General features: G+C 38.0%; 36 protein-coding genes and 1 pseudogene. 33 read left to right on the top strand and 4 right to left on the bottom strand.

The genetic code is table 11. The features are described from left to right. The first annotated feature begins 102 nt into the window (after positions 1 to 102). From BPR_RS20190 to BPR_RS20900, 12 genes are all read left to right on the top strand, one after another. Positions 103 to 735: a guanylate kinase gene (locus BPR_RS20190; RefSeq protein WP_013282967.1), complete on the top strand. Its 633-nt coding sequence runs from the start codon at positions 103 to 105 to the stop codon at positions 733 to 735. Between the two features lie 9 nt (positions 736 to 744). Beyond that, entirely contained in the window at positions 745 to 1,290 is a 546-nt protein-coding gene (locus BPR_RS18150) for a hypothetical protein (protein ID WP_013282966.1), read from the top strand. 78 nt (positions 1,291 to 1,368) lie between these two features. Beyond that, positions 1,369 to 1,956, top strand: a complete 588-nt coding sequence (locus BPR_RS18145) for a hypothetical protein (protein ID WP_013282965.1) — start codon at positions 1,369 to 1,371, stop codon at positions 1,954 to 1,956. Positions 1,957 to 2,239: 283 nt separating this feature from the next. After that, entirely contained in the window at positions 2,240 to 3,490 is a 1,251-nt protein-coding gene (locus tag BPR_RS18140) for an RNA-guided endonuclease InsQ/TnpB family protein (RefSeq protein ID WP_013282964.1), read from the top strand. A 456-nt stretch (positions 3,491 to 3,946) separates the two neighbouring features. Beyond that, positions 3,947 to 4,561 carry a CAP domain-containing protein gene (locus BPR_RS20185; protein WP_013282963.1) on the top strand — a complete coding sequence of 205 codons (615 nt, stop codon included), beginning with the start codon at positions 3,947 to 3,949 and terminating at the stop codon, positions 4,559 to 4,561. A gap of 72 nt (positions 4,562 to 4,633) precedes the next feature. Beyond that, complete coding sequence (locus tag BPR_RS20675) at positions 4,634 to 5,134, top strand: hypothetical protein (protein ID WP_143754404.1); 501 nt, start codon at positions 4,634 to 4,636, stop codon at positions 5,132 to 5,134. 161 nt (positions 5,135 to 5,295) lie between these two features. Beyond that, positions 5,296 to 8,895, top strand: coding sequence for a SpaA isopeptide-forming pilin-related protein (locus BPR_RS18125; protein ID WP_013282961.1), 3,600 nt, complete (start codon positions 5,296 to 5,298; stop codon positions 8,893 to 8,895). 115 nt (positions 8,896 to 9,010) lie between these two features. Further along, complete coding sequence (locus tag BPR_RS18120) at positions 9,011 to 9,847, top strand: class B sortase (RefSeq protein WP_013282960.1); 837 nt, start codon at positions 9,011 to 9,013, stop codon at positions 9,845 to 9,847. An 8-nt stretch (positions 9,848 to 9,855) separates the two neighbouring features. Continuing rightward, the gene (locus BPR_RS18115; protein WP_081441833.1) at positions 9,856 to 11,088 is read left to right on the top strand and encodes a trigger factor; all 1,233 of its coding nucleotides are present in this window, start codon (positions 9,856 to 9,858) and stop codon (positions 11,086 to 11,088) included. A 17-nt stretch (positions 11,089 to 11,105) separates the two neighbouring features. Then, positions 11,106 to 11,315 carry a hypothetical protein gene (locus BPR_RS18110; RefSeq protein WP_013282958.1) on the top strand — a complete coding sequence of 70 codons (210 nt, stop codon included), beginning with the start codon at positions 11,106 to 11,108 and terminating at the stop codon, positions 11,313 to 11,315. Positions 11,316 to 11,401: 86 nt separating this feature from the next. Next, positions 11,402 to 11,614, top strand: a complete 213-nt coding sequence (locus BPR_RS18105; RefSeq protein WP_013282957.1) for a site-specific integrase — start codon at positions 11,402 to 11,404, stop codon at positions 11,612 to 11,614. Positions 11,615 to 11,737: 123 nt separating this feature from the next. Beyond that, the gene (locus tag BPR_RS20900) at positions 11,738 to 11,905 is read left to right on the top strand and encodes a hypothetical protein (protein ID WP_154649898.1); all 168 of its coding nucleotides are present in this window, start codon (positions 11,738 to 11,740) and stop codon (positions 11,903 to 11,905) included. A 19-nt stretch (positions 11,906 to 11,924) separates the two neighbouring features. Here the strand turns inward: BPR_RS20900 and BPR_RS20530 are convergent. After that, positions 11,925 to 12,224 (bottom strand): annotated as a pseudogene (locus BPR_RS20530) (KilA-N domain-containing protein); the annotation flags it as partial. Positions 12,225 to 12,424: 200 nt separating this feature from the next. Continuing rightward, positions 12,425 to 12,616: a hypothetical protein gene (locus BPR_RS18100; RefSeq protein ID WP_042258598.1), complete on the bottom strand. Its 192-nt coding sequence runs from the start codon at positions 12,614 to 12,616 to the stop codon at positions 12,425 to 12,427. Between the two features lie 130 nt (positions 12,617 to 12,746). On the opposite strand from BPR_RS18100, the gene BPR_RS20180 reads away from it, so the two are divergent. Both BPR_RS20180 and BPR_RS18090 read left to right on the top strand, forming a co-directional pair. Beyond that, positions 12,747 to 13,511: a class B sortase gene (locus tag BPR_RS20180; RefSeq protein ID WP_013282955.1), complete on the top strand. Its 765-nt coding sequence runs from the start codon at positions 12,747 to 12,749 to the stop codon at positions 13,509 to 13,511. A 19-nt stretch (positions 13,512 to 13,530) separates the two neighbouring features. Continuing rightward, positions 13,531 to 13,788: a hypothetical protein gene (locus BPR_RS18090; RefSeq protein ID WP_042258596.1), complete on the top strand. Its 258-nt coding sequence runs from the start codon at positions 13,531 to 13,533 to the stop codon at positions 13,786 to 13,788. A gap of 3 nt (positions 13,789 to 13,791) precedes the next feature. On the opposite strand, the gene BPR_RS18085 is transcribed toward BPR_RS18090, so the two are convergent. Further along, positions 13,792 to 14,298 carry a hypothetical protein gene (locus BPR_RS18085; protein ID WP_013282954.1) on the bottom strand — a complete coding sequence of 169 codons (507 nt, stop codon included), beginning with the start codon at positions 14,296 to 14,298 and terminating at the stop codon, positions 13,792 to 13,794. Between the two features lie 136 nt (positions 14,299 to 14,434). Between BPR_RS18085 and BPR_RS18080 the strand changes: the two genes are divergently transcribed. The 6 genes from BPR_RS18080 to BPR_RS18060 all read left to right on the top strand — a co-directional run bounded on the left by BPR_RS18080 (position 14,435) and on the right by BPR_RS18060 (position 18,401). Further along, positions 14,435 to 14,716: a hypothetical protein gene (locus BPR_RS18080; RefSeq protein WP_013282953.1), complete on the top strand. Its 282-nt coding sequence runs from the start codon at positions 14,435 to 14,437 to the stop codon at positions 14,714 to 14,716. Between the two features lie 20 nt (positions 14,717 to 14,736). Continuing rightward, on the top strand, positions 14,737 to 14,958 hold the full coding sequence (locus BPR_RS18075; protein ID WP_013282952.1) for a hypothetical protein: 222 nt from the start codon (positions 14,737 to 14,739) through the stop codon (positions 14,956 to 14,958). Between the two features lie 121 nt (positions 14,959 to 15,079). Then, positions 15,080 to 16,330: an RNA-guided endonuclease InsQ/TnpB family protein gene (locus tag BPR_RS18070; RefSeq protein WP_013282951.1), complete on the top strand. Its 1,251-nt coding sequence runs from the start codon at positions 15,080 to 15,082 to the stop codon at positions 16,328 to 16,330. A 238-nt stretch (positions 16,331 to 16,568) separates the two neighbouring features. Then, a complete protein-coding gene (locus BPR_RS20175; RefSeq protein WP_013282950.1) occupies positions 16,569 to 17,279 on the top strand; it encodes a CAP domain-containing protein in 711 nt (236 codons plus the stop codon). Between the two features lie 177 nt (positions 17,280 to 17,456). After that, positions 17,457 to 17,630: a hypothetical protein gene (locus tag BPR_RS20895; protein ID WP_013282949.1), complete on the top strand. Its 174-nt coding sequence runs from the start codon at positions 17,457 to 17,459 to the stop codon at positions 17,628 to 17,630. A 3-nt stretch (positions 17,631 to 17,633) separates the two neighbouring features. Then, positions 17,634 to 18,401 (top strand): CHC2 zinc finger domain-containing protein, encoded by a 768-nt coding sequence (locus tag BPR_RS18060; RefSeq protein WP_013282948.1) that lies wholly within the window; start codon positions 17,634 to 17,636, stop codon positions 18,399 to 18,401. A gap of 200 nt (positions 18,402 to 18,601) precedes the next feature. On the opposite strand, the gene BPR_RS18055 is transcribed toward BPR_RS18060, so the two are convergent. Then, on the bottom strand, positions 18,602 to 19,954 hold the full coding sequence (locus BPR_RS18055) for an IS4 family transposase (RefSeq protein WP_013282947.1): 1,353 nt from the start codon (positions 19,952 to 19,954) through the stop codon (positions 18,602 to 18,604). A gap of 483 nt (positions 19,955 to 20,437) precedes the next feature. On the opposite strand from BPR_RS18055, the gene BPR_RS18050 reads away from it, so the two are divergent. The 13 genes from BPR_RS18050 to BPR_RS17985 all read left to right on the top strand — a co-directional run bounded on the left by BPR_RS18050 (position 20,438) and on the right by BPR_RS17985 (position 26,329). Then, positions 20,438 to 21,019: a hypothetical protein gene (locus tag BPR_RS18050; protein WP_013282946.1), complete on the top strand. Its 582-nt coding sequence runs from the start codon at positions 20,438 to 20,440 to the stop codon at positions 21,017 to 21,019. A 1-nt stretch (position 21,020) separates the two neighbouring features. Beyond that, positions 21,021 to 21,692: a hypothetical protein gene (locus BPR_RS18045; protein ID WP_013282945.1), complete on the top strand. Its 672-nt coding sequence runs from the start codon at positions 21,021 to 21,023 to the stop codon at positions 21,690 to 21,692. 19 nt (positions 21,693 to 21,711) lie between these two features. After that, positions 21,712 to 22,050: a hypothetical protein gene (locus BPR_RS18040; protein ID WP_013282944.1), complete on the top strand. Its 339-nt coding sequence runs from the start codon at positions 21,712 to 21,714 to the stop codon at positions 22,048 to 22,050. Positions 22,051 to 22,055: 5 nt separating this feature from the next. Next, on the top strand, positions 22,056 to 22,316 hold the full coding sequence (locus tag BPR_RS20670; protein ID WP_042258588.1) for a hypothetical protein: 261 nt from the start codon (positions 22,056 to 22,058) through the stop codon (positions 22,314 to 22,316). 1 nt (position 22,317) lies between these two features. Then, positions 22,318 to 22,668, top strand: a complete 351-nt coding sequence (locus BPR_RS20665; protein ID WP_042258586.1) for a hypothetical protein — start codon at positions 22,318 to 22,320, stop codon at positions 22,666 to 22,668. Next, entirely contained in the window at positions 22,649 to 22,858 is a 210-nt protein-coding gene (locus tag BPR_RS18025; protein WP_013282942.1) for a hypothetical protein, read from the top strand. Before BPR_RS20665 ends, BPR_RS18025 begins: the two co-directional genes overlap by 20 nt. Before the next feature lie 21 nt (positions 22,859 to 22,879). Beyond that, positions 22,880 to 23,125 carry an Imm74 family immunity protein gene (locus tag BPR_RS18020; RefSeq protein ID WP_013282941.1) on the top strand — a complete coding sequence of 82 codons (246 nt, stop codon included), beginning with the start codon at positions 22,880 to 22,882 and terminating at the stop codon, positions 23,123 to 23,125. Positions 23,126 to 23,148: 23 nt separating this feature from the next. Beyond that, complete coding sequence (locus BPR_RS18015) at positions 23,149 to 23,592, top strand: hypothetical protein (protein WP_013282940.1); 444 nt, start codon at positions 23,149 to 23,151, stop codon at positions 23,590 to 23,592. Then, positions 23,593 to 24,246, top strand: coding sequence for a hypothetical protein (locus tag BPR_RS18010; protein ID WP_013282939.1), 654 nt, complete (start codon positions 23,593 to 23,595; stop codon positions 24,244 to 24,246). A gap of 149 nt (positions 24,247 to 24,395) precedes the next feature. Then, a complete protein-coding gene (locus tag BPR_RS18005) occupies positions 24,396 to 25,256 on the top strand; it encodes an immunity protein YezG family protein (RefSeq protein WP_013282938.1) in 861 nt (286 codons plus the stop codon). Between the two features lie 50 nt (positions 25,257 to 25,306). Further along, complete coding sequence (locus BPR_RS21395; protein WP_013282937.1) at positions 25,307 to 25,468, top strand: hypothetical protein; 162 nt, start codon at positions 25,307 to 25,309, stop codon at positions 25,466 to 25,468. Between the two features lie 436 nt (positions 25,469 to 25,904). Further along, positions 25,905 to 26,075 (top strand): ribbon-helix-helix domain-containing protein, encoded by a 171-nt coding sequence (locus BPR_RS17990; RefSeq protein ID WP_143754400.1) that lies wholly within the window; start codon positions 25,905 to 25,907, stop codon positions 26,073 to 26,075. A 2-nt stretch (positions 26,076 to 26,077) separates the two neighbouring features. Beyond that, positions 26,078 to 26,329, top strand: coding sequence for a hypothetical protein (locus tag BPR_RS17985; RefSeq protein WP_013282934.1), 252 nt, complete (start codon positions 26,078 to 26,080; stop codon positions 26,327 to 26,329). Positions 26,330 to 26,494: the final 165 nt, after the last annotated feature.

Below are 26,494 nucleotides of genomic sequence, written 5' to 3'. Positions count from 1 at the left end.
TCAGGGTATTTTTATATCCAAATCCAATGTGTTTTATTTTTTGCAGAACTTAACATAATACTCCTTGATAACGTTTAATGTCGGAAAAGAAAGGAGAGACATATGATTTATATTCTTATTGGCAAGAGTGCCAGCGGTAAGGACCGTGCGCTAAACAGGATCATAGATGGTAAGCCTGTAAAGGGAATCGATATCAAGGATAGATGTCTTCCTATCATCACCTGTACAACAAGACCTATGAGAGTAGGAGAGGTTAATGGCAAAGATTACCATTTCATTACAAAAGAGCTGTTTAAGAGAATGGCTTCAAGCGGAGAAATGCTCGAATGGAGATGCTATCATACTCTCGTGCAGGGCAAAGCTGATGACTGGTACTACGGAACCCCATGGACCAGCGTTCAGAACTTTGAAAGCCAGGACTATATAGCAATCGTTGACTGCGAAGGCGCCAAGGCTTATATCGATGCCTGCGGCAAAGAAAACTGCAAAGTCTTTTATATCTATGCCTCAGATGAAGTAAGGAAAGAAAGAGCAATGAAAAGAGGCTCTTTCGATGAGACTGAGTGGAATAGACGTCTTAGGGATGATGAAGAAAAGTTTGGAGAAGAAGCCCTTTCTGAGATCAGAAAAGAGCTTGGGGAGAACTTTGTCTGGGTTGATAACAACACCAACTCAGATAACGTAACAAACTTTATCAGTATCTTCCAGATGGACGAGATTGTTGCAAGAGCATAAGGAGGTGCGATGTTAAATAATTCTGAAACCAAAGATGCACTTATTTCAGTAATGAATGGACTTTTTAAATCCATAGAGGCTGAGAATAACGAAAAGAGCGCCGAGCTTATCGAAGAACTCTATAAGTCTTATAAAGAGCGTGGTGATGATTATTATCAGACATCCATGCATCTTGAAATGATGAGGCTTATGGAACTTCCTGCAAGGCCATTTCTAATGGAGCACCAGGAGATCACAGGATGGGATGAGTTTTATATTGAATCAATATATAATGGCTTATTCTCACACTGGCTGCGCCGAACAATTGATGCTCTTGAAGGTTCATCATGTGGCGGAGATAAGGAAAGTTTTGTCACAAGTTCTGTTGTAAGATCCATAGTTGAGAAGTCAAATATATCTTTATATGTGACGTACGGCGATTATGGAGATAAATACAAAGGACGAGATAACATTGACTTAAATAAGCAGACATTCTGGTCTCCGTCATGCTTTAAAGACACTGATGAAGTCAAGGAAGCATTCAAAAGATGGTGGCGCGTGGTCGAGGATAAATAAAATGGAGCAAAGGGCATGCTAAAAGGCGTGCCCCTTTCATTTTATTCTCGGAGTAGATAAACAAAATAGGAGAAAAACATGGAGATAATGACATGCCTTGCAAAAGGCAACGAATACAGGATCGAAGCAGATGCCTATAGAGTAAATCTTGAAGATAATGGCGAAGATACTGTTGTATTTGACAACCTTAGACTTTATGAAAATGGAGCAGAGGGATTTGGCCTGGGTGAAAACTTCTGGGGCCATCATTTTGATAAAGAGGAAGCCGCAGCATCGCTTATCAGGGCATATATAAATGACAATAGCTCAGTAAGAGCGATAAAAGTAGATAAAAATCTCGCGAAGATGATGGAAAAGTTCTTTACATTCAGTGGAGCTCATAATTCTTATCAGCTTGATAATGGTGGAATGATGATAAACAGACCGATATCTAAGAGATATCTGGATGAAAAATGCATCCTGCCGCTTCAGCTTATCGATAGCGAGGGTAATTCTTATTACTCGAATGGTGATGCCTATGCTCTTATAAGAAAGGATGGAACGGTGGCCACAGATATGGATTTCTGGTATGAGCAGGCTCTTGAAGAGAGCATTGATGCAGGAAACTATAAGTATATCTGCAAAGAGCTTGAAGATGCTATTAAAGAAAGAGGCCTTTGCGGCTAGGATTGGAGAGTAATATGTTTTATGAAGTGACAAAAGAAGAGCTTGAAAAGATCTATGAAAAGCACACTTTGGCAGTTTATCAAAAATTTCGCAGAAAACCCCTACCTCTAAGCGTAGCGTAGGTAGGGGATGAATGCGTTAAACCAAGAACATTATAAGAGAATAGTAGCTTTCTACCATTCTTTTTTTTTACATATTTTTACTACAAACATGTATTTTTAGTAAAAATAAGATATAATGCATATACAGGAGTAATCTGAGTCTTATGAAAGGAAATTATAGAATGTATCTTACTGTTAAACAGCAAGTAAAACATCTATCGAAAGATGATTACTGTTCAATAAGAGAACTGTGTCATTCAGCGAAAAATCTTACAAATGAAGCCATCTATAATGTTAGACAGTATTACTTTACTGAGGGTAAATTCCTAAAGTATGAGAAAAACTATGTTCTCTTAAAGAATAGCCCTAATTATAAAGCCTTAAATTCTAATATGGCACAGCAGATCCTCAAAGAAGTAGACGGCAGTTTCAAGTCATTCTTTGGCTTGCTTAAGCTTGCAAAACAGGGTAAATACGCTTTTAAGGATTGCAAATTGCCAAATTATCTTTCAAAAGATGGATATGCCACACTGGTTATAGGCTTTGTGAGACTTAACGATAACAAGCTGATACTTCCGTTTTCAAACAGCTTTAAGAAAACCCACAAGCCGGTTGAAATTACAATACCGCCGGTCCTGCTTGATAAAAAGGTTAAAGAGATACGCATTATACCAAAAGCACATGCCAGGTTCTTTGAAATCCAGTACACTTACGAAACTGAGTGTATTCAAAGAAATCTCAATAAAAATAATGCACTGGCTCTCGATTTTGGTATAAATAATCTTGTAACCGCAGTATCAAATACTGGGAAATCGTTCATCATTGACGGAAGAAAGCTTAAATCCATAAATCAGTGGTTTAATAAAGAGAATGCTCGTCTGCAGTCTATTAAGGACAAACAGCATTTTGGCAAAAAGACTACAAATCGTCAGAAAGCCATTAATCGTAATCGTAACAATAAAGTAAATGACTATATGAGTAAAGCTGCACGTAAGGTGATAGATTATTGTATTACTAACGATATCGGAACACTTGTGGCCGGCTATAATGTTACGTTTCAAAGGAATTCACATATTGGCAAACAGAATAATCAGAGCTTTGTTAATATCCCTTATGGCTTATTAAGGGATAAATTGTCATGTCTTTGTGAACTTAATGGTATTACCTATGTTGAACAGGAAGAAAGCTATACATCAAAGGCATCATTTTGGGATAAAGACTGTATTCCTGTTTACAATAACGATAATCCAAAAGAGTATCAGTTCAGTGGTAGTAGAATACATCGTGGAATGTATAAAACCGCCAATGGTTTTAAATTTAATGCCGATGTTAACGGAGCATTAAATATAATGCGTAAAAGTAGCGTTGTGGATCTTAGCATCCTATACGGTAGAGGCGACGTGGACACGCCTATAAGAATAAGGATTGCCTAACCTGTTAGGTGGAAACTTAAATATCAAACTTCTTAAATAAGAAAAATGGCGGATTTCCCGCCCGTCTTTAGAAGCTCCGACTTCTATAAGTCGGAGTAGTTCACAACAGATTTGGAGAGTACCTTAAAACGGTTTCTGTCAGAGATATAAAAGCTGGGGACTACGTACTGGAAGATATCAATAAGGAGCTCCGTGAAGTGACCAAAGATGGGGTAAGAGTCAAATTTATTGGCGAAGCCCGTTCTACATATTTCGCGGATATAGCTGTTAAAGGTCATAGTGGCGCTAATGATATTTTTATAGACATGCAGCGCTTATTCTCGGGATTTAAAGAGATAAAAATTTAATAAGCCATGAACGGTTTGCATATTTTGTGCAGACCGTTTTTATTTTATTTAATAAAAACCATTATCCTTTATGTATTTTAATGATAGTTATTACAGGAAGGAGAACAAGATGAAGAAAAAACTACTGCATCTGATTGCGCTTTTACTGCTCTGCAGCACAATTGCGATCACAGCGCATGCTGATTTTTCATTACCGGATGGATCAAGATTTGATCCTGACTACTATGCAAATGCTAACCCTGATGTAGTAGCAGCTGTCGGCGATACCCCATCAGTACTAGCTGAACACTATTGGAACAATGGTATTCAGGAAGGCAGACTCCCCTATGCGGGCGCCAAAGATGTATCTGCAGCTTCGCTTGTAAGATGCGTAAATGAATACCGACTTCAGAATGGACTACCGGCACTTACTGTTGATAGTGCTGTTCAAGCAGAAGCTCAGCTTCGAGCAAAAGAAATGGCATCTTCCGGAGTTTTCAGTCATACCCGCCCAAATGGCGAGAAATGGCAGACCGCTTTCGGAAATAATTGGAATAAGACTTATTCCAAGCTGGGTGAAAACCTTGCCCGTGGACAGTCCTCATCAGAACGCGCAGTATCAGCCTGGAAGAAATCACCAGGTCATAATGAAGTCCTGTTAAAGGATGGAGTTACGTGTATTGGAGCCGGCGTGGCAAAAGGTAATGATGGCAAATTTTATTTTGTCATCACTGTCGTTAACTAATGTAAGGAAAATAATTTGTAAAGATTAAAGATGTGAGGCCTCTTTTATATAAAGAGAGCAGAAGGAGAAACTATGATGAAGAAAATGGCAGTTATGGTAATGACAATGGTAACAGTAATGGCAATGGGAATGACAATGTCATTCTCAAGTGAAGCAAAGGGCGCAGAGATTGATGATGATCTTGAGATTGTTGTCGAGACTCCTGCAGATCCTGAGCCGGAGGTGCCTGAAATACCAGAGGAACCGACTCCCGAGCCGGAGCCTATTCCAGAACCAGAGCCAGAACCAGTGCCTGAGCCCGAGCCCGAACCTATTCCCGTACCTCAGCCTGAGCCAACTCCAGAGCCCGAGTATCAGCCCGAAACAGTTGAAACATACTACGAAGAAGTAGTTGAAGAAGAGGTGGTTGTAGCTCCCGTGGTTATTGAGGAAGAGGAAGAAGGCGAAGTACTTGGTGATTACATAGAAGTGCCAGAGACCGGAGACCTTGGTTTTTGCCTTTTGATGGCAGCAGCAATTCTTGTAGGACTTTTTGTCCTCAAGACAATGATCAGATTAGTAAGATTATTTTGATTTTGTGGAGAAGAAGTATGAATTAAATATAGACCCGAGTGCTTAATTGCACCCGGGTTTTTATTTTGCCTGATTAATCCATAATAGGAGGGATGCTTTTTGTTCGCCGCAGAAAGCTCGAAGGTAACTATATTAAATACAGATCTAAAGGAGAACATGTTATGAAATGTAAAAGCCTGAGATTTGTTGCTCTTGCGTCTGCAGTTGTGCTTTCTGTATCAGGAATGAGCACTACAGCATATGCAGCTAATAGAGTAATGGAATCAACAGAGACTGCAGCCGTAGCATCTTCATCTGAACAGGCTTCTGATAAGGCGGAAACATCTGAGGCTGCCGAGGGTAAGGCAGATTCCCAGAAGAATGCCGTTAAGGAGGAGACTGCTGTAAAGGAAACATCCGAGCAGAAAAAGGATGATGCTAAGAATGCAGAAACACCTAAAACTGAGGTTAAGAAGGCGGACAGCCTTACTGCTTCAGAAGGCGCTGTTAAGATCAGCGTAAATGCACAGATGCCAGAAGGCTCTGAACTTACAGTTACAAAGCTTACCCCTGACCGTTTTGCATATCAGAATATCGAGGCTGTAATGCAGAAAAAAGATGCGGGGTTTGATATTGCAGCTGTATATGATATCGCTGTTTATAATGGCGCATCTGTATGGGAGCCAGCAGAAAATAATTCTGCACAGATAACTTTAAATGGAATATTAAAATCACTTGATATTTCCGCAGATGAGCTTGTTGTTTATCATATGGATGACAGCGAGGGCACTAATACAAAGAAAGTTGATGTAAAGATAAGCGAAGATAATGTGACAATGAATGTTGAGCATTTCTCTCCATTTGTGTTCGGCTCAGCTTCCGCTTCTCAGACAGCTCAGAATATCGCAACATCTTTTTCTGCTACAAATGGTAACAACGCAAATGTAAATGCGCTTCTTGGAACATCTCTTACTCCTGATGTTTCAACCGGACTTGAAAAGTTTGACTTTGATATTGATGCAGGAACAAAAACTCTTACTATCAGTTTAAAGTCCGAAAATACAACGGCACAGCTTAGCGAAAACCTTACTACAGCTTTTGCCTCAAAGCTTGACCAGTTCACAAAGGTTAAAATCGTGCCAGGCACTGGTAAAACAATCACTCTTAAGGGTTCCGTATTTGCAAACCTTAAGAAGGTTACATCAATCGAGCTTGGAAGCGGAGTATCTATCGTGGATAATGCCACTTCAATGTTTGGCGGATGTAAGGAACTTGTGACAATAACATCAGCAGATGCAATCGTGCTTCCCGCTACGATCAAGCAGATGTTCAAGGGAGATGCAAAGCTTACAGTTCTTCCTTCAAACTTTACATTTACAGCAAACACAGCAGATGCTACAGAGGCTTTTTACAACTCAGGACTTACAACACTTGATCTTACAAGTGTGAATACAATTGCGACACAGACAAAGATGCTCTACCATATGGAGAACTTGACTACTTTAAAGACAAAGGCTGCACTTAGTGCTGATTCAGAGTGGACAGGAAGATGGTATAAAGGAGCAGCTGACGATGACGCAAGACTTGCAAGCTCATGGATTGGTAGCTCTGCAACAGAAAATTCTGTATTTCACAGACTGACAACAACACAAGCCTATGTAAATGCAGGACTCGATTCAATGTATCATATTTCAGGCCTTGGCACAGCTAATGCTTATCGCATTGCTGATGAGGGAAAGAACAAGGAGTTCGCAGCATACTGTGTAAACTGGAATCTTGATATCCCTGGTCAGATGGGATTTTACGCAGCTAGTACTGTTTCAAATGGCAGCAGCTGGAGTACATACCTTGATACTGTCGGAGCTCGTCTTTCAGGTCTTGATAGCACAAGAGTAGTTGAGAGAAATCTTTCAAATTACAACTCAGATGTGCAGAATGCGCTTAACACAATCCTGTTCTTTGGATACCCAAATGACGGAGCAGGCATCCAGGATAGCAAGGGTTACAGCAATGCTGAATTCTATAACGCAACACAGCTTGCTATCTGGAATGTGCTTTCAGGAGTGCTTCCTTCAGAGGGATTTTCTCTCGGAGGACTTAATACAAGTGATGAAACCAAGACACTTGCGGCAGCAGGAGAAATCCTATCAAAGACATATACGGACTATACTGCAGTAAATGGTACTGTGGTTTCAAATGACCTTACTGCTTATATTCCGGATGCTTCTACTCAGCAGGTAATGGTATCTGGAAAGGCAAGTGTAAGAATCAATAAGATTGATCTTGCTTCAAATGGCCTTCTTTCTGGAGCGACACTTGCTCTCAAGGATGAGGCTGGCAATACAGTTGATACATGGACGACAGATACAAATACACATGTTGTTAAGGGTCTTGAACTTGGGAAGAATTACACTCTTTCAGAAACAGCAGCGCCTTCAAATTATGACGTTACCGATGCAATAACATTTAAGGCTGAAGGTTCATATCAGCTTGTAAAAATGAATGATGGTTATTCAAAACACAAGATCATTGTCAACAAAGTAGACGATTCAACTTCAGCTTCTCCTGTTACAGGAGCAGTCCTTGAACTTACTGGTAAAGACTATCTTGGAAAAGACGTTACTCTTACAATGACAACTCCTTCTACAGGTAAGGTAGAGTTTGAGGTTCTTCCAGGAACATATACGATCAAGGAGACCAAGGTTCCAAGCGGATATTCAAAAGCTGAAGATATCGTTATCACAGTTAAAGCTGATGACGTTGATGCCAGCAAGCATGTTTATAGTATGGTAGATCCTCTTGCCAAGTACGGAAGTGTCGCTATCATCAAATACGGTAACGATGGAAAAACACCTCTTCCAGGAGCGGTTCTTAAGGTGGTTGACTCAAAAGGAACAGAAGTAGATAAGTGGGAGTCAACAACAGCCATCCATACTATTGATAACCTTGTTGTAGGTGAGAAATATAAGCTTGTTGAGGTATCAGCACCAGAGGGATACGAGAAAATAAAAGATGTAGAGTTTACCGTAGAAAACGGAAAAACAAAGAGCATGAGCCTCACAGATCCTTACAAGAAACACAAGCTTATCATTAAGAAAGTTGACGAGGGAAATAACAGGGTTGCCGGTGCTAAGCTTAAAGTTACAGGAAAAGTTCTCAATGGAAATGCTATTGAAGAAATAATCTTTGAAACATCTTCTGATGCGGACAAGGAGCTCTCTCTTCTTCCCGGAACATATTCTGTAGAAGAAACAGTAGTTCCAGAGGGATATGAGAAGGCTACAAAGCAGAGCGTAACAATAGAAGTAAAGGATGATGAAACAAAGACTGTTACACTTGTTGACAAGAAAATCAAAGAGCCTGAGAAGACTGAGAAAAAGACTGAAACTCCAGGTACTGTTACAATCTTAAAGTATGAGACAGGAACAACAACACCTGTAAATGGGGCGGTTCTTGCCATCTACAATGGTGATACAAAAGTTGCTGAGTTTACTACCACAAATAATGCATATACAATCTCAACACTTACAAAGGGGACAACATATACCCTTAAAGAGATTACTGTCCCAGCAGGATATGTAAAAGCACAGGATATCCAGTTTACGGCAGATGGTAGCGCACAGACAATCATCATGTATGATGCAAAGGCAATGGTTATGGGCGCCAAGGCTCCCAAAACAGGAGACCAGACTCCAATCGGACTTCTTATGATGCTCATGGCTATTTCATTTATCAGCCTTGTTGGAATCGGCATTTTCTATACAAGAAAGAAAATATCTTAATAGCAAAAAATTCTGAGGCGTCTTTTAGGCGCCTCATTTTTTATTTATGTGCAGAAAAATGTTAAAGAAATATTGAATGATATTGTGAAAAAGTAAAATACGCAGGAGGTATTTTATGGATACACAGCATAACGGAAAACGGGCTAATATTGCCAAAGCGTTGCTGATTGCCCTAATACCCGCCATTTCGCTTATTGCCGCCCTTATGTTTCTTATTCATTACCAAAAAGAGTACGAAATAGCTGATAACGAATATGAACAAGTGGCAGATGATTACGCAAAAGAAACAAGTGACATAGGCTCGTATATAAAGGTTCTTGCACAGGAGAATCCAGGAGCAAAAGATTCTCTTGACGAAAAGATGCACGATGCAACAGAAGGCAATTTGAAGAAGGTAGACTTTCTTTCGCTGATAAATGAAAATTCTGATGTGACGGCATGGATAACCGTGCCTTTTTGCAGTATAAATTATCCGGTTGTTCAGGGCCCTGATAATGATAAATACCTAAAGACTACATATCAGGGAACTGCAAATTCCGCCGGAGCTATCTTTATGGATTATACAAACAACAGAAGTTTTAATGACATGCATACCTTGGTTTATGGCCATAATATGAAGAATAACTCAATGTTTGGCGGGCTTAAAAAAATTAGAGATAACCCTGAAGCTGCAAAGGAAGATCCGTATTTTTATATTTACCTGCCAGATGGCCATATGAGACAATACGAGATCTTTTCTGCCAGAGTGATACACGCTGATGATCCATGCTATAGATTTTTCGACGGAATGGATGAATATCACCGGTTTGTTAATGAATGCCTTAGCGGCTCAAAAAGCAAATGGAATGTGAACTCTGATTTAAGCAGTGGGCTTCCAATAGTAACATTATCAACATGTTCCGGCGATAACGACAGGTTTGTAGTGCATGGAATTTTACATGCTATTTACTAAAGGAGAGAATGAAGATGAATTTAAGGCGTAAAACGAAAAATGCATTAACAGGTATACTTATCGCAGGGGTCATCGTGTCTACTGCGGCATGCGGAACGGCGTCAGAAAACAGAGTTGCAGTCAACGACGTATTTTTAAATGACTACAGAAACATGGAGATCACAACAACATTAAAAGAAGCTACAGAAGACGATGTAAAGGAAGAGCTGGAACATATCGCTAAGGATTATAATTATGTAGTACCCATCGATAAGGCGGTTTCAAGCGACAGTACTGTTGATATTAGTCTTACTAAGAAAAATGCCGATGGGAGCATAGATGAGGCATCTACACTCACAGCAACAATTGTTTTAGGGAATGACTCAGTACCAGCAGAACTCGAAGAAGCTGTCATCGGACTTTCAAAAGGGGAAACTAAAGAATTTGAATCAACCGACAGTTCAGGAGAAAAGACCCCATATGTGGTTGAAGTAGTAACCGTGTATGAATATGGGGAAATTACAGACGATATAGCTGGAGGATTAGGAATTGACGGTGTTACTGATCTTGAATCATTAAAAAAGTATCTGATTGATGCCTTGAACAGGGATAATAAAGATATATACAAAAATGAACTCAAGACAGAAATCTCAAATACTCTCTATAATAATTGTAAGGTAAATAATATACAGGAACACCTTAAGAACGAATATTATGATATTCTCTATAAGCAGCTTACAGATCTTGTAGAATATTATTCTGATACAAGTGAAGAAGAAGTAACATTATATGATCTCGTGTCTCCAACAATGGAAAAAGAAGGCTACGTTGGAACTACAGAGGATTACATTGCATACTGTGCTGAAAGGAATGCAAAGCTATATTTGATTTATAAGGCAATTGCCGAAAAAGAGAGTATTTCGGTTGATGATATAGATGCATATAGTCTTGCGGCAACAGACTGGGCATCGCAAACATCGGAATACGATACGCTTAAGGATTTTATTTCTGATAATTCGTTTGAGTCCTATGAAAGAGATGCATTGGCAGATGCAGTAATGGATTATCTTGTAAATTTATATGCGGGAGATATATTTAAGGATGATTCATCTGATGCACCCGGTGAAATATCACAGGATGAAAACAGCTTAGATGAAGCCTTGGAAGAAGCATCGAACGAGCTTTCTTTCGAAGAAAAGACTGAGGAAACACAGCCAGAAGAAGTATCAGGTGCAGCAGCTTCTAGTCAAACATCAAACTAAGTTCTAGGAGGTACCGTATGGTATCAGTAGAAAAGATAGAATACATGAGACACGAGATTTCGTGCGGTGAAATAACTCTTAAGGCGGCCATAGAAAAGTGTGATCTCAAAGAAGCCAAAGAACTGGTTAAACGACTGGCGATAGAAGATAATCTTTCATATAAAGAATATGATGAAGCGATTATTCTTCTTGAAGAAAAGAAATGGCCAAAGAAAGCCAAGAGTTAATTTTGAAGTTAAACCGATATCGGAAACATATAAAATGAAGGCGTATTAACCTGATGAGAAACCTGGAATAGGACGCTTTATTTGCAATGGTTCCATATAAGAATTTTAATGTGGAGGCTAATACTAGGATAAAATACCCGAAAATCTTTACAATGGAGATATATAAAAACAATGACTTCAACATAGTCCTTGCACAGCAGTTCTTACAGCACAGCTCCGTAGTGACTACACAAAGATACATAGGAATTACTTCTGAGATGCAAGAGAAGGCTCTGCTTGGCCATATACAGATTCTGTAAACTAGGTATGGGTATACATGTGATATAATTGAGTCAGTAAACAAACGTAAACTGGATAAATACATTTGAGCAGGCGATTATAGATGAGGGAACTAAAGAAATAGTTGAAAGGAGAACTATGTTATGGAAAAAGGCGCTCTTGAAAACCCAGTAAAATCATATCTTGATAGCATCAAGGACAAACCTTTGCGAACATGTCATGGTTTGACCCCAGAGGCTAAAAAACGCAAAATTAAAATGTTTGATTTCTTCATGGAATTCATAGAAGACAATCCTGAGAAGCAAGAATAATAGAGATGTTTACAAAAAATATCTCGGATATCTCCCTATGTAAATTCCATCCTAGAGAAAGACGACTGTTTTTATCAACCTTTAAGCGCTGGCAATCCTTGATGATATATAACTTAAACTCTGGAGAAATCCATGATGCGAACTCAAAAGCTATGTCTGAATGTGCAAACGTTCCACCATATCTGCCTGATTTCTAAACCCCTCGAATTCGAGGGGTTTAAAATCCGGATTATGAACTCCCTCCCAAAAGTCCAAGAAATTTAATCACGTCTCTATTTCTCATCCAATTTTGAATTACCGCTGTGGGATCATCACTCTCAGCTTTTCTTCTTTGAGCCCCCATCGTCCATTATCTTGGCAAATTCTCTTCTTGGTACATATGCATTGTATGTTTTCTTTTTAGATAGTCTGTTTAATTCTTTTACAGCATTTTTGGCAAGCTCTAGGAGCTGCTCTTGTGACGGTAGGGGAACTTTTGATGCCTTTCCCAGATCTCAATGCGGTTTTATCAATCCATTCTTAGATAGAAAAAATTTCGTCATCACGAAGGCCTGTATTGGCGACAACTTCATTATTTTCAATGCAAATATTAGCAAAATAAGTAGTGCCGGGCTTTAAAAAGGAAACCTGTGTCTTGGTATTGATAATAACCCCAACTCCTACCTGATATCTACAACCACCTATATCAACGATTTCATAATTAAATAGCATAATAGGCCAGTACCCGTACCCTCATTTTAAATTAGCGTCTAGTCTATTGACTTTTCAGAGATTTTATTTTTTTCTGCGCAAACCATATTACGAATATCATTTAATGTTGGTTAAACAGAAGGAGAATAATATGAAAAGAATGATTAAATGTTTCGCTTTAAGCGTCGTATTGGCACTTGCTTTACGTGCGTATTTGGCAATGGGCACACAGGTGGTAGAGACAACGGTCAAAAACGCGCAGGAAGTGCAGGGCAGCATTTTTTCTGCAAGACAGGTAACTTATGGCATCACAAATTCAGTTAAGCTTGCTGTAAGCCAAATCTCACTAGATGCAAAGGCAGGTGAAAGAGAGGTGATTGATGTTCCTGCATCAGTAAAAGATGTTGATTTTACAAAGACTGATGCAGTTGCTTGGATATATATCCCAAGCATAAACCTCTCATATCCTGTATATCAGGGAGAGGATAACGAGTACTTTCTTAAGCATACTGCTGAAGGGAAGAGATCATCTCATGGCGAAATCTTCATGAATGCCTCAAACAATAGTGATTTTTCAGATGAAAATACCATTATTTTTGGACATAACATGAAAGATCGCACAATGTTTGGAACTTTAAAAAATGTTAACATAGAAGATTATATATGGGTAGTAACCAAGGATCATACCTATACTTACCAGATCTTCTCAACATACAGTGCTACAGAGAAATCAAGCATGTTTGTTACATTCGATAAAGGCCAGCATAATGCGTATGTAGAGAAGGCGCTTGATAAAAGCACTCAGAAGTCAGATGTAAATACTGATGGAAGAATTCTTACTCTGGTTACCTGCCAGGGAATTGCTCATTCAGGACAGCGTCTCTTTGTACATGGAAGCTTGGTGCAGACACTTTGAACTGCAGAAAGGTGGCAAAATGGGAGATTTGCAGATTGTTACCGGATACCGCTTTGATCTTAAAACAGCGGATGCGAAACTTTCCAATGCAGAATGCTATTTACTTCTTACAACTTTTAAGTATTCTGCCCCAAGAGGTAAGGAGAAAGAAGCTGTTAGTAAGATCCTTGTGATCTCGCAAAGACGAGGAATAGCAAAGCAGTATTGCAAAGGAACTACTTTTGTTGGATTTGAAAATTATTTGGACTATTTAAAGAAAAGAGCCAGGGTTTCATAAACCCTAGCTCTTTTTATTTGGAATAATTCCAAGAAATAATGTGATTTCTAATAAAATAGCTCCATTAGCACTCTGCGTAAATTCCTTAAGAAGTGCTATTATCTTTTCCTTCCAGGCAGTATAATCATCCGGTATGACTGAAAATGAATCTACATCTCCATCAAATACGGGGGATTTATCGTTTTGGTTAAATATCTCTGCAGCAATACCCGCAAACAAAAGCTGATATAAATATTCTCCCCGCTCATCTGCTGCCTTCTCGTAATCTGCAATAATATCCGGAATTTTTGATATGATCTGCTGTATCGCAGATGCTGGGATCGGCGAAAGCTTTGGATAATATTTTTCAAATAGCTGGTCTGCATTAATAGAATGTTCCTTATACTCGATAACATCCTGAGGAGTCATCTTATCTATCGCATCAGAAATAAGCTGCAGGGTATCATCCCTAGTATCCATTCCGTTCGCATCCTTAATATTTATCTTTTGTAAAAGTCTTTGCGTATCCATTTATAAATCTCCTGACTATGTATTATATCAGACAAATATTTAGGCTCATTTTTCCGCACAAGAATGTTATTTCTTTTTATAAAAACCATTATATAGCTGAATAAATTAATGTCGGTTATAAGAAAGGAGAACAATCATGAAATTTGCATTTCAGGATCAGGTATCTTTTACAGATACAAAGAGCTTTGACAAGTATGTGGCTTCATGGCGTATTGAGCGCATGAAATACATCGTTTTCTTTATTGGCGGGATCAGGAAAGTTGAGATTCCTGCAGATGTCGAAAAAAGAACCAGGGAACTTGTTTCTTTGGGATATCCCGTATATCAGTTCAGCGAAGATGGATATAAAAATCTTTTAGCTGAAGACAATGCAGCGACAGTAGCAGAGAAGGCAAATAAAGTGATTTTTGCCATGTAAGGAGGATGAAATAGGTATTCATGGATAAGAACAAAAGGGAGCGAGAAAGAACTGAGCTGGACAAATATCTTGTAGTAAAGGCTAAGGAAGACAGAGAGCTTCACGAGGCTGCAGATAAGCTGATAGAAACTGTTATTAGAATTTCAAATAATTATAATGAAGTTCTGGAAAGCAAGATGGAAAGAGTCCTGTTTTATAATACATCAGCCAGAAAACCCATCGGTCTTCAGACCGTGGGATGAATGGCGTCAGTTTAGAAAAAGTAAATATATATTTTACTAATAATATAATGAAACAGTAAAACAAGTGATATAGTATACATACAGGATAACATTTCCGAGTCTTCAGAAAGGAGAACACTGCATGTATCTTACTGTAAAACAGCAGGTCAAGCATCTGTCAAAGGACGATTACAAGTCTGTCAGGGAACTTTGCCACGCAGCCAAAAACCTTACTAATGAGGCTATCTATAACGTCCGTCAGTATTACTTTACTGAAGGCGAGTTCCTTAAATATGAGAAGAACTACACCCTTCTTAAAACAAGCCCCAACTACAGGACACTGAACTCCAACATGGCACAACAGATACTCAAGGAAGTAGATGGCAGCTTCAAGTCGTTCTTTGGATTGTTAAAGCTGGCAAAGCAGGGCAAGTATTCTTTCAAAGACTGCAAACTGCCACATTATCTTCCCAAGGACGGCTTTACCACACTTGTCATAGGATTCGTAAGACATAACGGCAACAGGCTGATACTCCCATTCTCTAACAGCTTTAAGAAAACACATAAGGCTGTTGAGATAACCATACCTCCCATGCTTATTGATAAAAAGATCAAAGAGATACGCGTCATCCCCAAAGCAAAGGCAAGGTTCTTTGAGATCCAGTACACTTATGAAGTTGAATGCACTCAAAGGAATTTAAACAAAAACAATTCACTTGCACTAGACCTTGGGATAAACAATCTCGTGACCGCAGTATCAAACACGGGAAGGTCTTTCATCATTGACGGGAAAAGGCTTAAATCCATCAACCAGTGGTTCAACAAAGAAAACGCACGTCTCCAGTCCATCAAGGATAAACAGCATTTTGGCAAAGAGGCCACAAACCGCCAGAAAGCCATTGTCCGTGACCGTAACAACAAAGTAAATGACTACATGAACAAAGCTGCACGTAAAGTCATAGATTATTGTATCTCTAATGACATCGGCACACTTGTCGTTGGATACAACGAAACATTTCAGCGCGACAGCAACATCGGTAAAAGAAATAATCAGACCTTTGTAAACATCCCGTACGGAAAGCTTCGTGACAAGCTTGAATATCTTTGCGAACTGAATGGCATAACTTTCATAAAACAGGAAGAGTCATATACTTCTAAAGCATCATTCTGGGATAAGGATGTGATCCCTGTCTATAATAATGACAATCCGAAGGAGTATATGTTCAGCGGCAAACGTATCTACAGAGGACAGTACAGAACATCATCCGGTAAAACTCTGAATGCTGATGTAAATGGAGCACTTAATATTCTGCGTAAAAGTAGCGTTGTGAGCCTTGAGGCTCTATACAGTAGAGGCGAAGTGGACACGCCTGTAAGAATAAGGATTGCGTAAGCAATCACACTTCTTAAATAGAACCGTAAGGCTCTTAGAAGCCACGTATCTTTTAGGTGCGTGGTAGTTCACATCTGTTCAAAACTTGAAATGAAGAAGTTTATAAGTTCGCTGAAAAGCGACTTAAGAACGAGTAAAATAGTATAAAATACAGTTGCAGATGCAGCTGTATTTTTTTATATTCAATTTTCCCATAATAAAAATCGTGCCTCAAAGAAGACAAGGAGGAATGATTTTTATGAAAGGCAGGCGTGGTCGTATTATAGCCTTTCTGTTAATCGCCGTTATCGTTGGTGCGGTATTAAGAAGTATAACTGCTGCCGCAGGCGAAATAAAAGAGCTAGATGAAGCAGCTTTATATAAAACAGAAATGGCCAAAGAGGAGAATGAAAAAGAGTACGCACGCGGGGATGACATATTAGTAAATACAGAAGAACTTGTTGATGACAGTTTTGCCTCAAATGAAGATGGTGCAAATGAAGATTATACGCAGGATGCATCAGAAGCAACATATTTCTCGCTAGGAGAAGATAAGAGCGAAGCTAAAAGTGAATACATGGATAATACACCCGGGGATACAACCGGATCTGACAATAACTGTATGGAAGTCTTAAAGCTTATAAATGATAAGAGAGCTGAGCAGGGAATGCCCGCATTATCATGGAGCGATGCCCTTACATCTGCTGCCAGCGTAAGAGCAAAGGAAGCTTCAGAGAGCTGGTCGCACACAAGACCTGATGGTACTGAATTTTGGACAGTAGATCCGGATGTTCAGTATGCAGAAAATCTTGCAAAACAGTATTTCAATGCAGAGTCCGTATTTAATGCATGGATGGAATCGCCAACGCATAGGGATAATATCATGAATGCTGAATACCAGACCATAGGAATGGCGATCTACTATACAGAAGATGACATGATCTTCTGGGCACAGGAATTTGGTTACTGATTGGCAAATATATATATTCAAGAATTATAAAAATATATTTTAAAAGAAAGGAAATCCCTTATTTTAAAAGCGAAAGCCTTTCAAGACCTGGGTAGCAAAGCGGCGCACATATTTATTTTATCTTTTTACATAATATCTAAAGAAAAATTGATGTCAGATATTAGGAGGGATAAACTTATGACTAAAGAGAAAAAACAAAAGATGGAGCTCATTAAAGGAGCTGCAGGAATGTCTCGCGCATGTATTGATTTTACCTCTGTGAAAAGCGGACGCATTTTTGAAGATAGAAGATATAAAGCCAAAAATGATTTTGGCAAGAATCAGATTCGCGACTATATGAAGGAGATGTGATTTATGGAATACGCAGAATGGAAGGAGGAGATCAAGGAAGTCCCTATCGAGGACTGCTGTGAAATGCTAGGAATTGAATACAGACGCCAGGGGTCTCTCCTTAGCATCCTGTGTCCAAATCCGGCGCATAATGATCAGCATTATGGTAGTTGTTTCATTAAAAATGGAAGATACACCTGTTATGCATGCGGTGACCACGGAGATAATATCAAACTGGTACAGAACGTAAAGATGATGTCCTATCAGGAAGCAACGCATATGATCGCAAGATATGCAAACATCCCTTCATGGGATGATATTTCGTACCAGCAGGATGAGAAAGAGCCGCTGCCATTAACAGATAAGCAGCTTAAGCTTTTGGGACTTTCATCTCGAGTAACAATCCAGCATATAAATGGGCTGGAAGACGTAAGACCTGAAAATGGTTCTTGGATTAGGGATCTGGAAGGATACGCCACGTATATCCCCGAAACAGTAAACCTCGTTGACCTTTATAGAGAAGATAAAGATTTGTTTAATGAGATGGTTATTGGCAAACTGTTTTACAGGCTGATTGACCTTCTTACATATTATCTTACAGAAACATTTTCATCTGTTAAGGAACAGGAAGCTACTGAAATGGAGATTGAGGGACTTATCCCACTTGCATACAGATATCAGAAGGTTTGCAAGAAATATGGATATGACCTTGGATTTGTTAAGGAATACAAGAAAAAGACCATAACAAGGATCCAAACAAGATCACTTTCAAAGTTCAAATTTGCTGTATAAGACGCCCAGAGCAAACCCAATACCATTAAGTTAAGAAATTTTAATTTCAAAATGGTATTGGATTCATCTGGGGTTCATTAAGTTAAACAGATTAAAAACTAAAAGTGTCGGTTCACAGGAATAAAATCCTGTCCGGCACTTTTCTTTTACTCAAAAAGATAAACTTTCTGCACGACTTATAAGCAGACGTATTTGTCTGCTTAAGCAACTCTATATGTGAAATAAACCGCTGACTTTGGTTTTAGTAACCTGATATTATGTTTGCCGTCCTTTAACATGTGTCGATATTGTTTCATGTCAGCGTACATATCTTCAGGTGGATCTTTGCTGAATGGCCTGAAATACTTGCGAAATATATAGACTACCATCTTAAAATCTACAGCATAGGTATATCCTTTTTCGGAATACTCGACAGGAATGTGCGCTGCCACACGCGCTGTCGCATTAAACATAATGAGGTGCGCATACAGCTCCTGAAGGATAAACTTGTCCTTCTTGCTGTGGAAGTTTATAGCTCCGAGTGCATATTTCAGCTCCTTGAACGAAGTCTCGATATTCCATCTGAGCCAGTAGATGCGTTTCATGGTTTTTAAGTCAAATTTATCCCGTGGCAGATTCGTAACAAGAACTTCCCAAACCTGTTTACCGGTATCAGGATCGTTTATTTTGAATTTGACTACACGGAACTTAACAATGCATTTTACCTCAAAGTCCCACTGCGTAGCCTTAGTATTATCCGAATACAGCTTAGAAATTTTCTTATTCTTACGGACACCAAGCTTACGATATCCGTAGATATCACACCACTGCTGACTGTTTGTAGAGACTTTGACTTCTATATATTTGTCACAGGATTCATCTGGAAGCTCACTGATTTCTTTGATGGTATTGGTAAGAGGATGTCTGATGACGTAATAACCGCCATATCTGTTGCAATGCTCAATCATGTTAAAGCCAGAATACCCTCTGTCCATAATAACAAGAGAATGACCAGTGTCAGATATTCCGTCAATAAGACCAACAGCGCCTTCACGCTCATCGCGAGTTTCATTGACATCCATATACTGTTTGTTAAGCAGGTCGTATAAGAAATTTCCGTGCAGAAGGCATGTGCCTTTGGCTTCTTGCCCGTCTTTGCGAATATAATGATTGGGGATATACCATTTACTGTCTTTATTAAGCGGTGTGCAGAAATCCGAACCGTCGATACCATAAACACGCAGGCCGTTCATAGTTTTTGCATCTGTGAAACTGTTGTTTAAAACACTAAGCATGGCTTTAAACGCATCAGGCTTAAGTTTTTCTCGCTGCTGTTCATATGCTGAAGCTGACATACGCTGTTTCTTATCAGGAAAATGGTCATATATTTCCTTATTTAAGGAATTGCCTGCCATATTCAGCATCAAATGCATGAGAATATCAGCAGGAAGCTTACGTGTTCTTGTAAAATCCCTGCCAGGATGCTCGCAATATTCAGTTATGCGCCCTGAGACATCAGAGATGACGATGTTTAACAGTTCTCTGATATCCGGCTTAGTGTTATCAACACCCATTATATACCTCTTGCGTACAAAAACAGAGCATATCCATAAAGATATACTGATACTGATTACCGACTGTTAAATACTGTTTTTCTCCGTGGGTATCACCGGACACCGAAGAAATGGGTGTCCGTCAATAGCTGAACACTATTAAGATATGGGTACTGCAAGTTACTGGCACATATCAGAGTCTCATAGGTTCATACTGCATTCCTATTCTCCAATTTTTACTGTTAACCGGACGAATATTATAATCCGTCGTAATAATGTAGTCGGACAAACAGCTTGTGATGTTCTGTTTTTATCTTACTTTTAACAATTATAACTGTCAAGCACATGCATTAAAATGCAGTACATATAAAAAATACCCTGTACATACATCAAAATTCATGCATGCAAGATAAATTTTCCATAATATAAGTAGGTTATTGCTATTTTAGCAAATAAATATCTCATACTTTATATGGAGAGATATTTTTAGAAAGGTAATAGATAATGAAAAAAGAAGATTTTGATAAAGTCGTAAAAATAGATGGCTGGATTCATAAAGAAGGTCCTGCTGATGTGCCAAGGGCGAAGTTTACATATCAATCCACATATATCAGCCCACGCGGAAATATTATGATGGTTGCCTGTTATACATATCCTGATAAATATGTAGCAAAGGTGATATATCGCATTGGCGGACAGCATGACATAGATTTTCCCTCAGAAGAAGATGCATATGATCTTCTCTACCGTTTTATCTACGAACCGGATTCCGTTAAATTCTACGAAGATGGTAAAGAAGTATCTGAACAGGAGTTTTTGGATAATACAGAAAAACATAAAAAGAGCCTTTTTGACATTTTTAAAAAGAAGGCAGATAACAAAGTGATTGACAATAAACCTAAAACGGAAGAAGAAAAGATAATTGAAGCCCAGATTAAGACCATCAAAGACTTAAATATTGATCTTACAGATAAAATTAAATATAAAATGGTCACAAGGTCAGTCCTTAATGCAATGGCAAAGCATGGTGTGACGCCGGATAAGTTCAGAGAGATCATGAGCGTTATTAAGAAGGAGTGCAAATGATATGCAGGATATTACATTAGAATTTAAGGATATTACAGAAGAATATCCTGAATATGCTTTTAATCGTTCCAATTCTATAAGAGACGAGGAATTTGCAAACCATAAATGTACTCTTTTTATGGACATGGACGGAAATCTTATATTTGTCGGATATATCAGAACTGTTGGATATCCAACCTATGTGATCAAAACAACTGAAGAAGAAATTAAAGATAAAGGTATACATGTTGAAATAGCGAATATTGCAAAGTTTTATTTGCAAAACAAACGGATATACCACGCAAACAATTCTTCAAGAAGTCATGGTTTTACTATTGGAACTTATGGGATGGTTTATCACAAGCTGATCACTATCGCGACCTCTACCTTTGAAGAATTTCCGTCTGAATGGTGGATAGTAAATGAAATCGAAAACCAAAGGCAGGCGGCCAATTTCTTTTCAGAATACATAGACTGGAACTTTTTCGCAAAAAAGATGAATGAAATTGATGAAAAAGCAACTCATTGGACATGGGGATATAACAGCTATCCAAGCTTAATGGAATTTCTTCCGCTTCGAGACAGAGATTTTACATTTCTTATGTTAAGTAATGATGAAAACGTTAAAAAACAATATATGCGCTTTATAAATCACTTGGAAATAGAGCATCAAGCAGATGGTGCATTAAGATAAGAAAGGAAACAAGCAAAATATGGGATTATTTAGTAAATACAAAGTAGTAAATGACAAAGAAGTACATCGAGCAGTAATGCTTTCGCTTATGGCTATGGGAAACGTGCCCGGAGCGCAATATTTCAAGTATAAAGGAAAGCTTATCATTGCTTATACATGGGATACCAAGATAAATGGGCTCCTTAGCAACAATCCAAAATTCCAGGCGGGAGTCAACACTCTTGCTGACAACCTGCCTAAATCATATGGCACAGATATTGATATCTGGGATAGCGAACACAAAGCTGATGTGCCTGACAACATTCTTGAGAAGACAGGGTATGTGTCACTTTATCATCCTGAGAATAATAGGGAGTAATCGCAATGAATGAGTATCAGAAAGCTTTGATAAAACCCAACGGATATATTTATAAAGGTGAAGATTTGGAATCTTTAAAAGAGATTTTACATCGAAATGCAGGGATATCCGAAAATCATCCGGAAGGCTTGGTTAAACCGCCTATCGGAAATATTTATGTGGGAAACGACTATAGAGATTCCTGGATTTGGAGCAGATGCGGATTCTTTGGATGGAATATTTTCAAAGTCAAAAGTCTTTCGTCTGACAAAATAAGGATGAGGTGATATGGAATATACAATTAAAGAGATAAAGTTCGGAAATAACCAAATAATGTATGTACCTGAATTTTCTGATCCGTCATTAACAGTGTTATCAGAATTTCTTTCCTCTGAAGTTGCAAATTTTAAAGGTAATATCTTAGATGTAATCGAAAAGGCAAAGAATAATCCTGAAAAGGTAGAATTTGCCGGGAACATCTGTCTACTTAATATAAAAAATGGAAACGTCAGAATAGAATGTGTTATTGATGACGCCGAAATAGGCGATCCGGTTGAAATCGGATTAGATAAATTTGAGCAGGTGGTAAAATCTTGGATCAGGGATATGGAGGCAGAACATGATAGAAATGAACGATGAATTAGTAAATGCCATGCAATTATTTAAAAAAGAATTTGGAGATGACGTGCCATTAAGGGAACTTCCTCCAAATGCAACAAATAAAATGATAATAGAAGCAGTTAAAGAGTCTATTAGTCAGAAACGAAATATGTTACCAGAGCGCTTTGGATATGACGAACTGGATGACAGTAGCGATTTACTAATATAAAGCAAAGGAAGGCGGTCTGGTATGCAGAATAAAAACAAAGATGTCAGGATAACCGGCACCAGTTCATATGTAAATATTGAGATTGATGGTAGGCGTATTCAAATCTCTGGCGAAATGATGGCAGATGGCTTCCTTGCGTATAAAGGTGACATCAAAAAGTGGGATTATCCTGAAGAAAACCCTGTTACAAAAGAAGAAAAACAGATGATTATTGATGCCGTTACAGAAAAGGCGGCTGATTCTGATTTTACTATTATTTTTCAATAAAGCAGAAAGGAATTTATAAGAATATGAGTGATATACTCATCCAGCACAATATCGATTTTTATGGAACAAAAGCATCGCTATACTGCTCTTTGCTTAACGGATTTTCTCTTGTATCTCATGCAAGTGAGATTAAGGATAGTACAGGTATCTGGGAGATTGATGCGCAAGGACACGGCGTTGCTTATGGCTCGGTTTTGAGCATTGAATCACTTAATGAGGTTTTGCCATATGTTAGCAAATATCTCTCAAAGAACATATGTATAGAGCATGAACAGAAAATATTATCTGATGATATCAGGCATTCATATTGGCTGTCCATTGATAATAAAAAGATTTCAGGCGGCATAACAATCGCCACCGATTTGAATGATTGCCCCTATTCACATGAAATAAAACGAATACAGTGCTTTTGTAAAGCAATCAGCTCGTTTATATATGGCATGATATATACAAAGAAAGAGGTATAGATGGATATTAAAGATACAGAACAGTTAATTAACTTTGCAAAAACTATATCTGATAAATATAACGTCGCTGCAGAGCTGCAATATGAAGATCATCCTTTGGGTATGGCTCCCGCTCAAACAGGAGAAAGACTTTTCTATATCACTACCCGTTGGTACGAAAAGGCATATGTCGGCAGCTCATATAATGATTCTGCTGGCAAAATAATGAACAGACTTAAATCATACATTTTACAGGCTACCCTTACTAATGATGAATTTGCTAAGATTCTGGATTTTCAGCTTTGGGTACATGAAAATGGAGAAGCAGTTGGTTATAAATGTAAGCAGCTTGCCAGTCCAGAAGATTATTTTAATGCGGCTCCACTTTGCGGAATCTTTAAAATCGAAGATGAAAGCCCATGGTTATTTGTGCATCAGGAGACATCTGCACCCGGAGATAATCCGGCACCATACCTGCAACGTAGAACGTATCACTCTCTTGATGAACTGATACAGAAAGAAACAAAGAGAATTGAAAGAAAGCGCCGTATTGCAGGTATTACTCCTAAAGAAGATATCATAGAAATCAATGAAACATACATTGATGTCGATGGACACGAAAAAGATAGACAGTGTGTTATTCACGATGGTAGGTTAGTCATTACTCCTGAATAGATAATAATGCAGGGCGTACAACTCAAAAAGGTCTTGGTGATATAAATTATATTAACTTCCGACAAAGTCGGTGGTAGTAGTTCATAAAATACTCATTGAAAGGATGAAAATTATGCTTATGGGGTATGGATGAACGGAATGAGGTAACTATGAAAAATAAAATATATCAAAAAATTTTTGAAAAAATTTCAATTTATTTACCAAAGGAATGGTTAAAAATAGTTTTCTTTGCCGGATATACCGAGGGAAGTTATAGCATAAAGTTTTTTGTTAAAAACAATAAACATGATTATGTGGACTGTTTTGCTCTTCCAGGGATATCAAAAACAGAATTAATAAAATTGTTTATGGATATCGACAAGATATTATCTGCTGATCGAAAAGATCAGGGGTGGTCTATCTTTACAATGATTATTGATAATACCGGAAAGATAGAAGTAGAATTTGAATATGATGAACACTCAGAGGATTTAATAACATACGAAGAAAACTGGCGAGAAAAATATTTAAAACAAATAAGAAACAAATTAGTAAAAATTATTTATTTAAACACATGGAAAACTGAAATAGCTGTTTATAAGGATGTAAATGAAGAACATGTAGTGACATACTATCTTATGCCTACAGATAATACAAAGCCTGAATTACTTCAAACGCTTGGATTCCAAAAAAATGAATCTAAAAAATGGATATTACAGCTTGATTCACCGGACAATTACAACCTTACGTGGGATGATGTTATTGATGTTGAAGAAATAAACGGCATTCTTGCTATTATTTGCGAAAAAGATGGGTTATTAAGTGTTAATCCGGCATTTGGTGGTTCTGGAATGACTCTTGATAGTTATTACATGGCTCTTGGTACATACGGAGATTTTGGAGATTACGTACAAATAATATGTCCATGCGGAGAGTCCTGGTACTTTAACCAGCGTAAGATCCCTTATGGTGCAAAATACGAAGTCCCCTGCGATAAATGTGGAACCTTGATAATGAGAAAAAAGGTATAATTCATTGCCGGAACTATACAAAGAGTCAGCTTTAACAGGAGAAAAAGTATATGCTTGCTATTTACAACGGGAAAATATATGAATGTGCCTCATTGAATGGTGGAAAAAGAATAAAACTGCTATCAGACGAAGAAACAGAAGGCTTTATAAAAGGTCTTGAGAGATACAGTAAAATTATTGATAAGAGCGAGTGTAGTAGAATATATAAGTGAGAATTATGTTTTAAATATCTTAATGACAGTTTTTTAGTTAGGGATGTGAATGGCGATAAGGTCTTATTGGAAACCGGGGCCAGATCATATGATTTAAAGCAGATAGGTTTTGATAAAGTATTAGATGATACTTTTCAAAAATGGGTAAATAAAAACGAAGGACATTTGTATTGGAATGAGACAGATTATTAAAAAAAGGAGTTATAAAAATGGATTCTATAACATTCAGTAAAAAATGCCAACCTTTAAACAAAGAATTCCGAAAAATGTTTGATTATGTCCCGTGTCCTGATGAATATGAATGTTCACAGGATGTGTTTTATCAAACATTAGAATCAAGCGTTTTGAACAAGAGAGACGATTTTGTGTCCCTAACACAAAAATATCGAATGGGTATCTAATGTCAGAAACGAAATATTTGAAAGAAGGTAATCTTATGAGTAAAAGAAAAATTAAAGAATCAGAGAATTTATCCTGCAGGTTAGATAAAGCTATTATGGACCAACTAAACGAACTTAGTAATAAAAGTGGGCTTACAAAAACCAAAGCCGTGGAACGTGCAATTGCTATGTACTATGCGCAATTTATACAGACAGGCAAGGTGTAATCATGACAGTTAATGAACTAAAAGATAAATTGACATCAGAAAAGCATTTTACCGGAAGTCTTCAAATTGTATTTGGAGTAAAGATTCCTTCTCCGGATATCCTTGGTATATATGAAGAAAACGGTGTCTGGTATGTTTATGATACAAATGACAGAGGCGGAATCGTTATTTTAGATAGCGGATCTGAAGCTGATATGGCAGATGCTTTGTACAGAAGAATACTAAAGATTGAAAAACGATATATGAAAAAATAAAAAAATACCCCTACCTGATTTTAAAAATCATCGGTTAGGGGTATTTTGATGTCATTTTGTTTTTAACTTAATAGCATTGGGAGCAAACCCGGGCGTCTTTTATTGTGCAGAAAAGGAAAAGGAAAGTGATATTAAATATTATCTAAAGGGGACATATTATAGTTA

This window comes from Butyrivibrio proteoclasticus B316, assembly GCF_000145035.1.
Taxonomy (GTDB): domain Bacteria; phylum Bacillota; class Clostridia; order Lachnospirales; family Lachnospiraceae; genus Butyrivibrio; species Butyrivibrio proteoclasticus.
The sequence above is the reverse complement of the archived record's forward strand: the minus strand, read 5'-3'. Positions and strand labels throughout refer to the sequence as shown.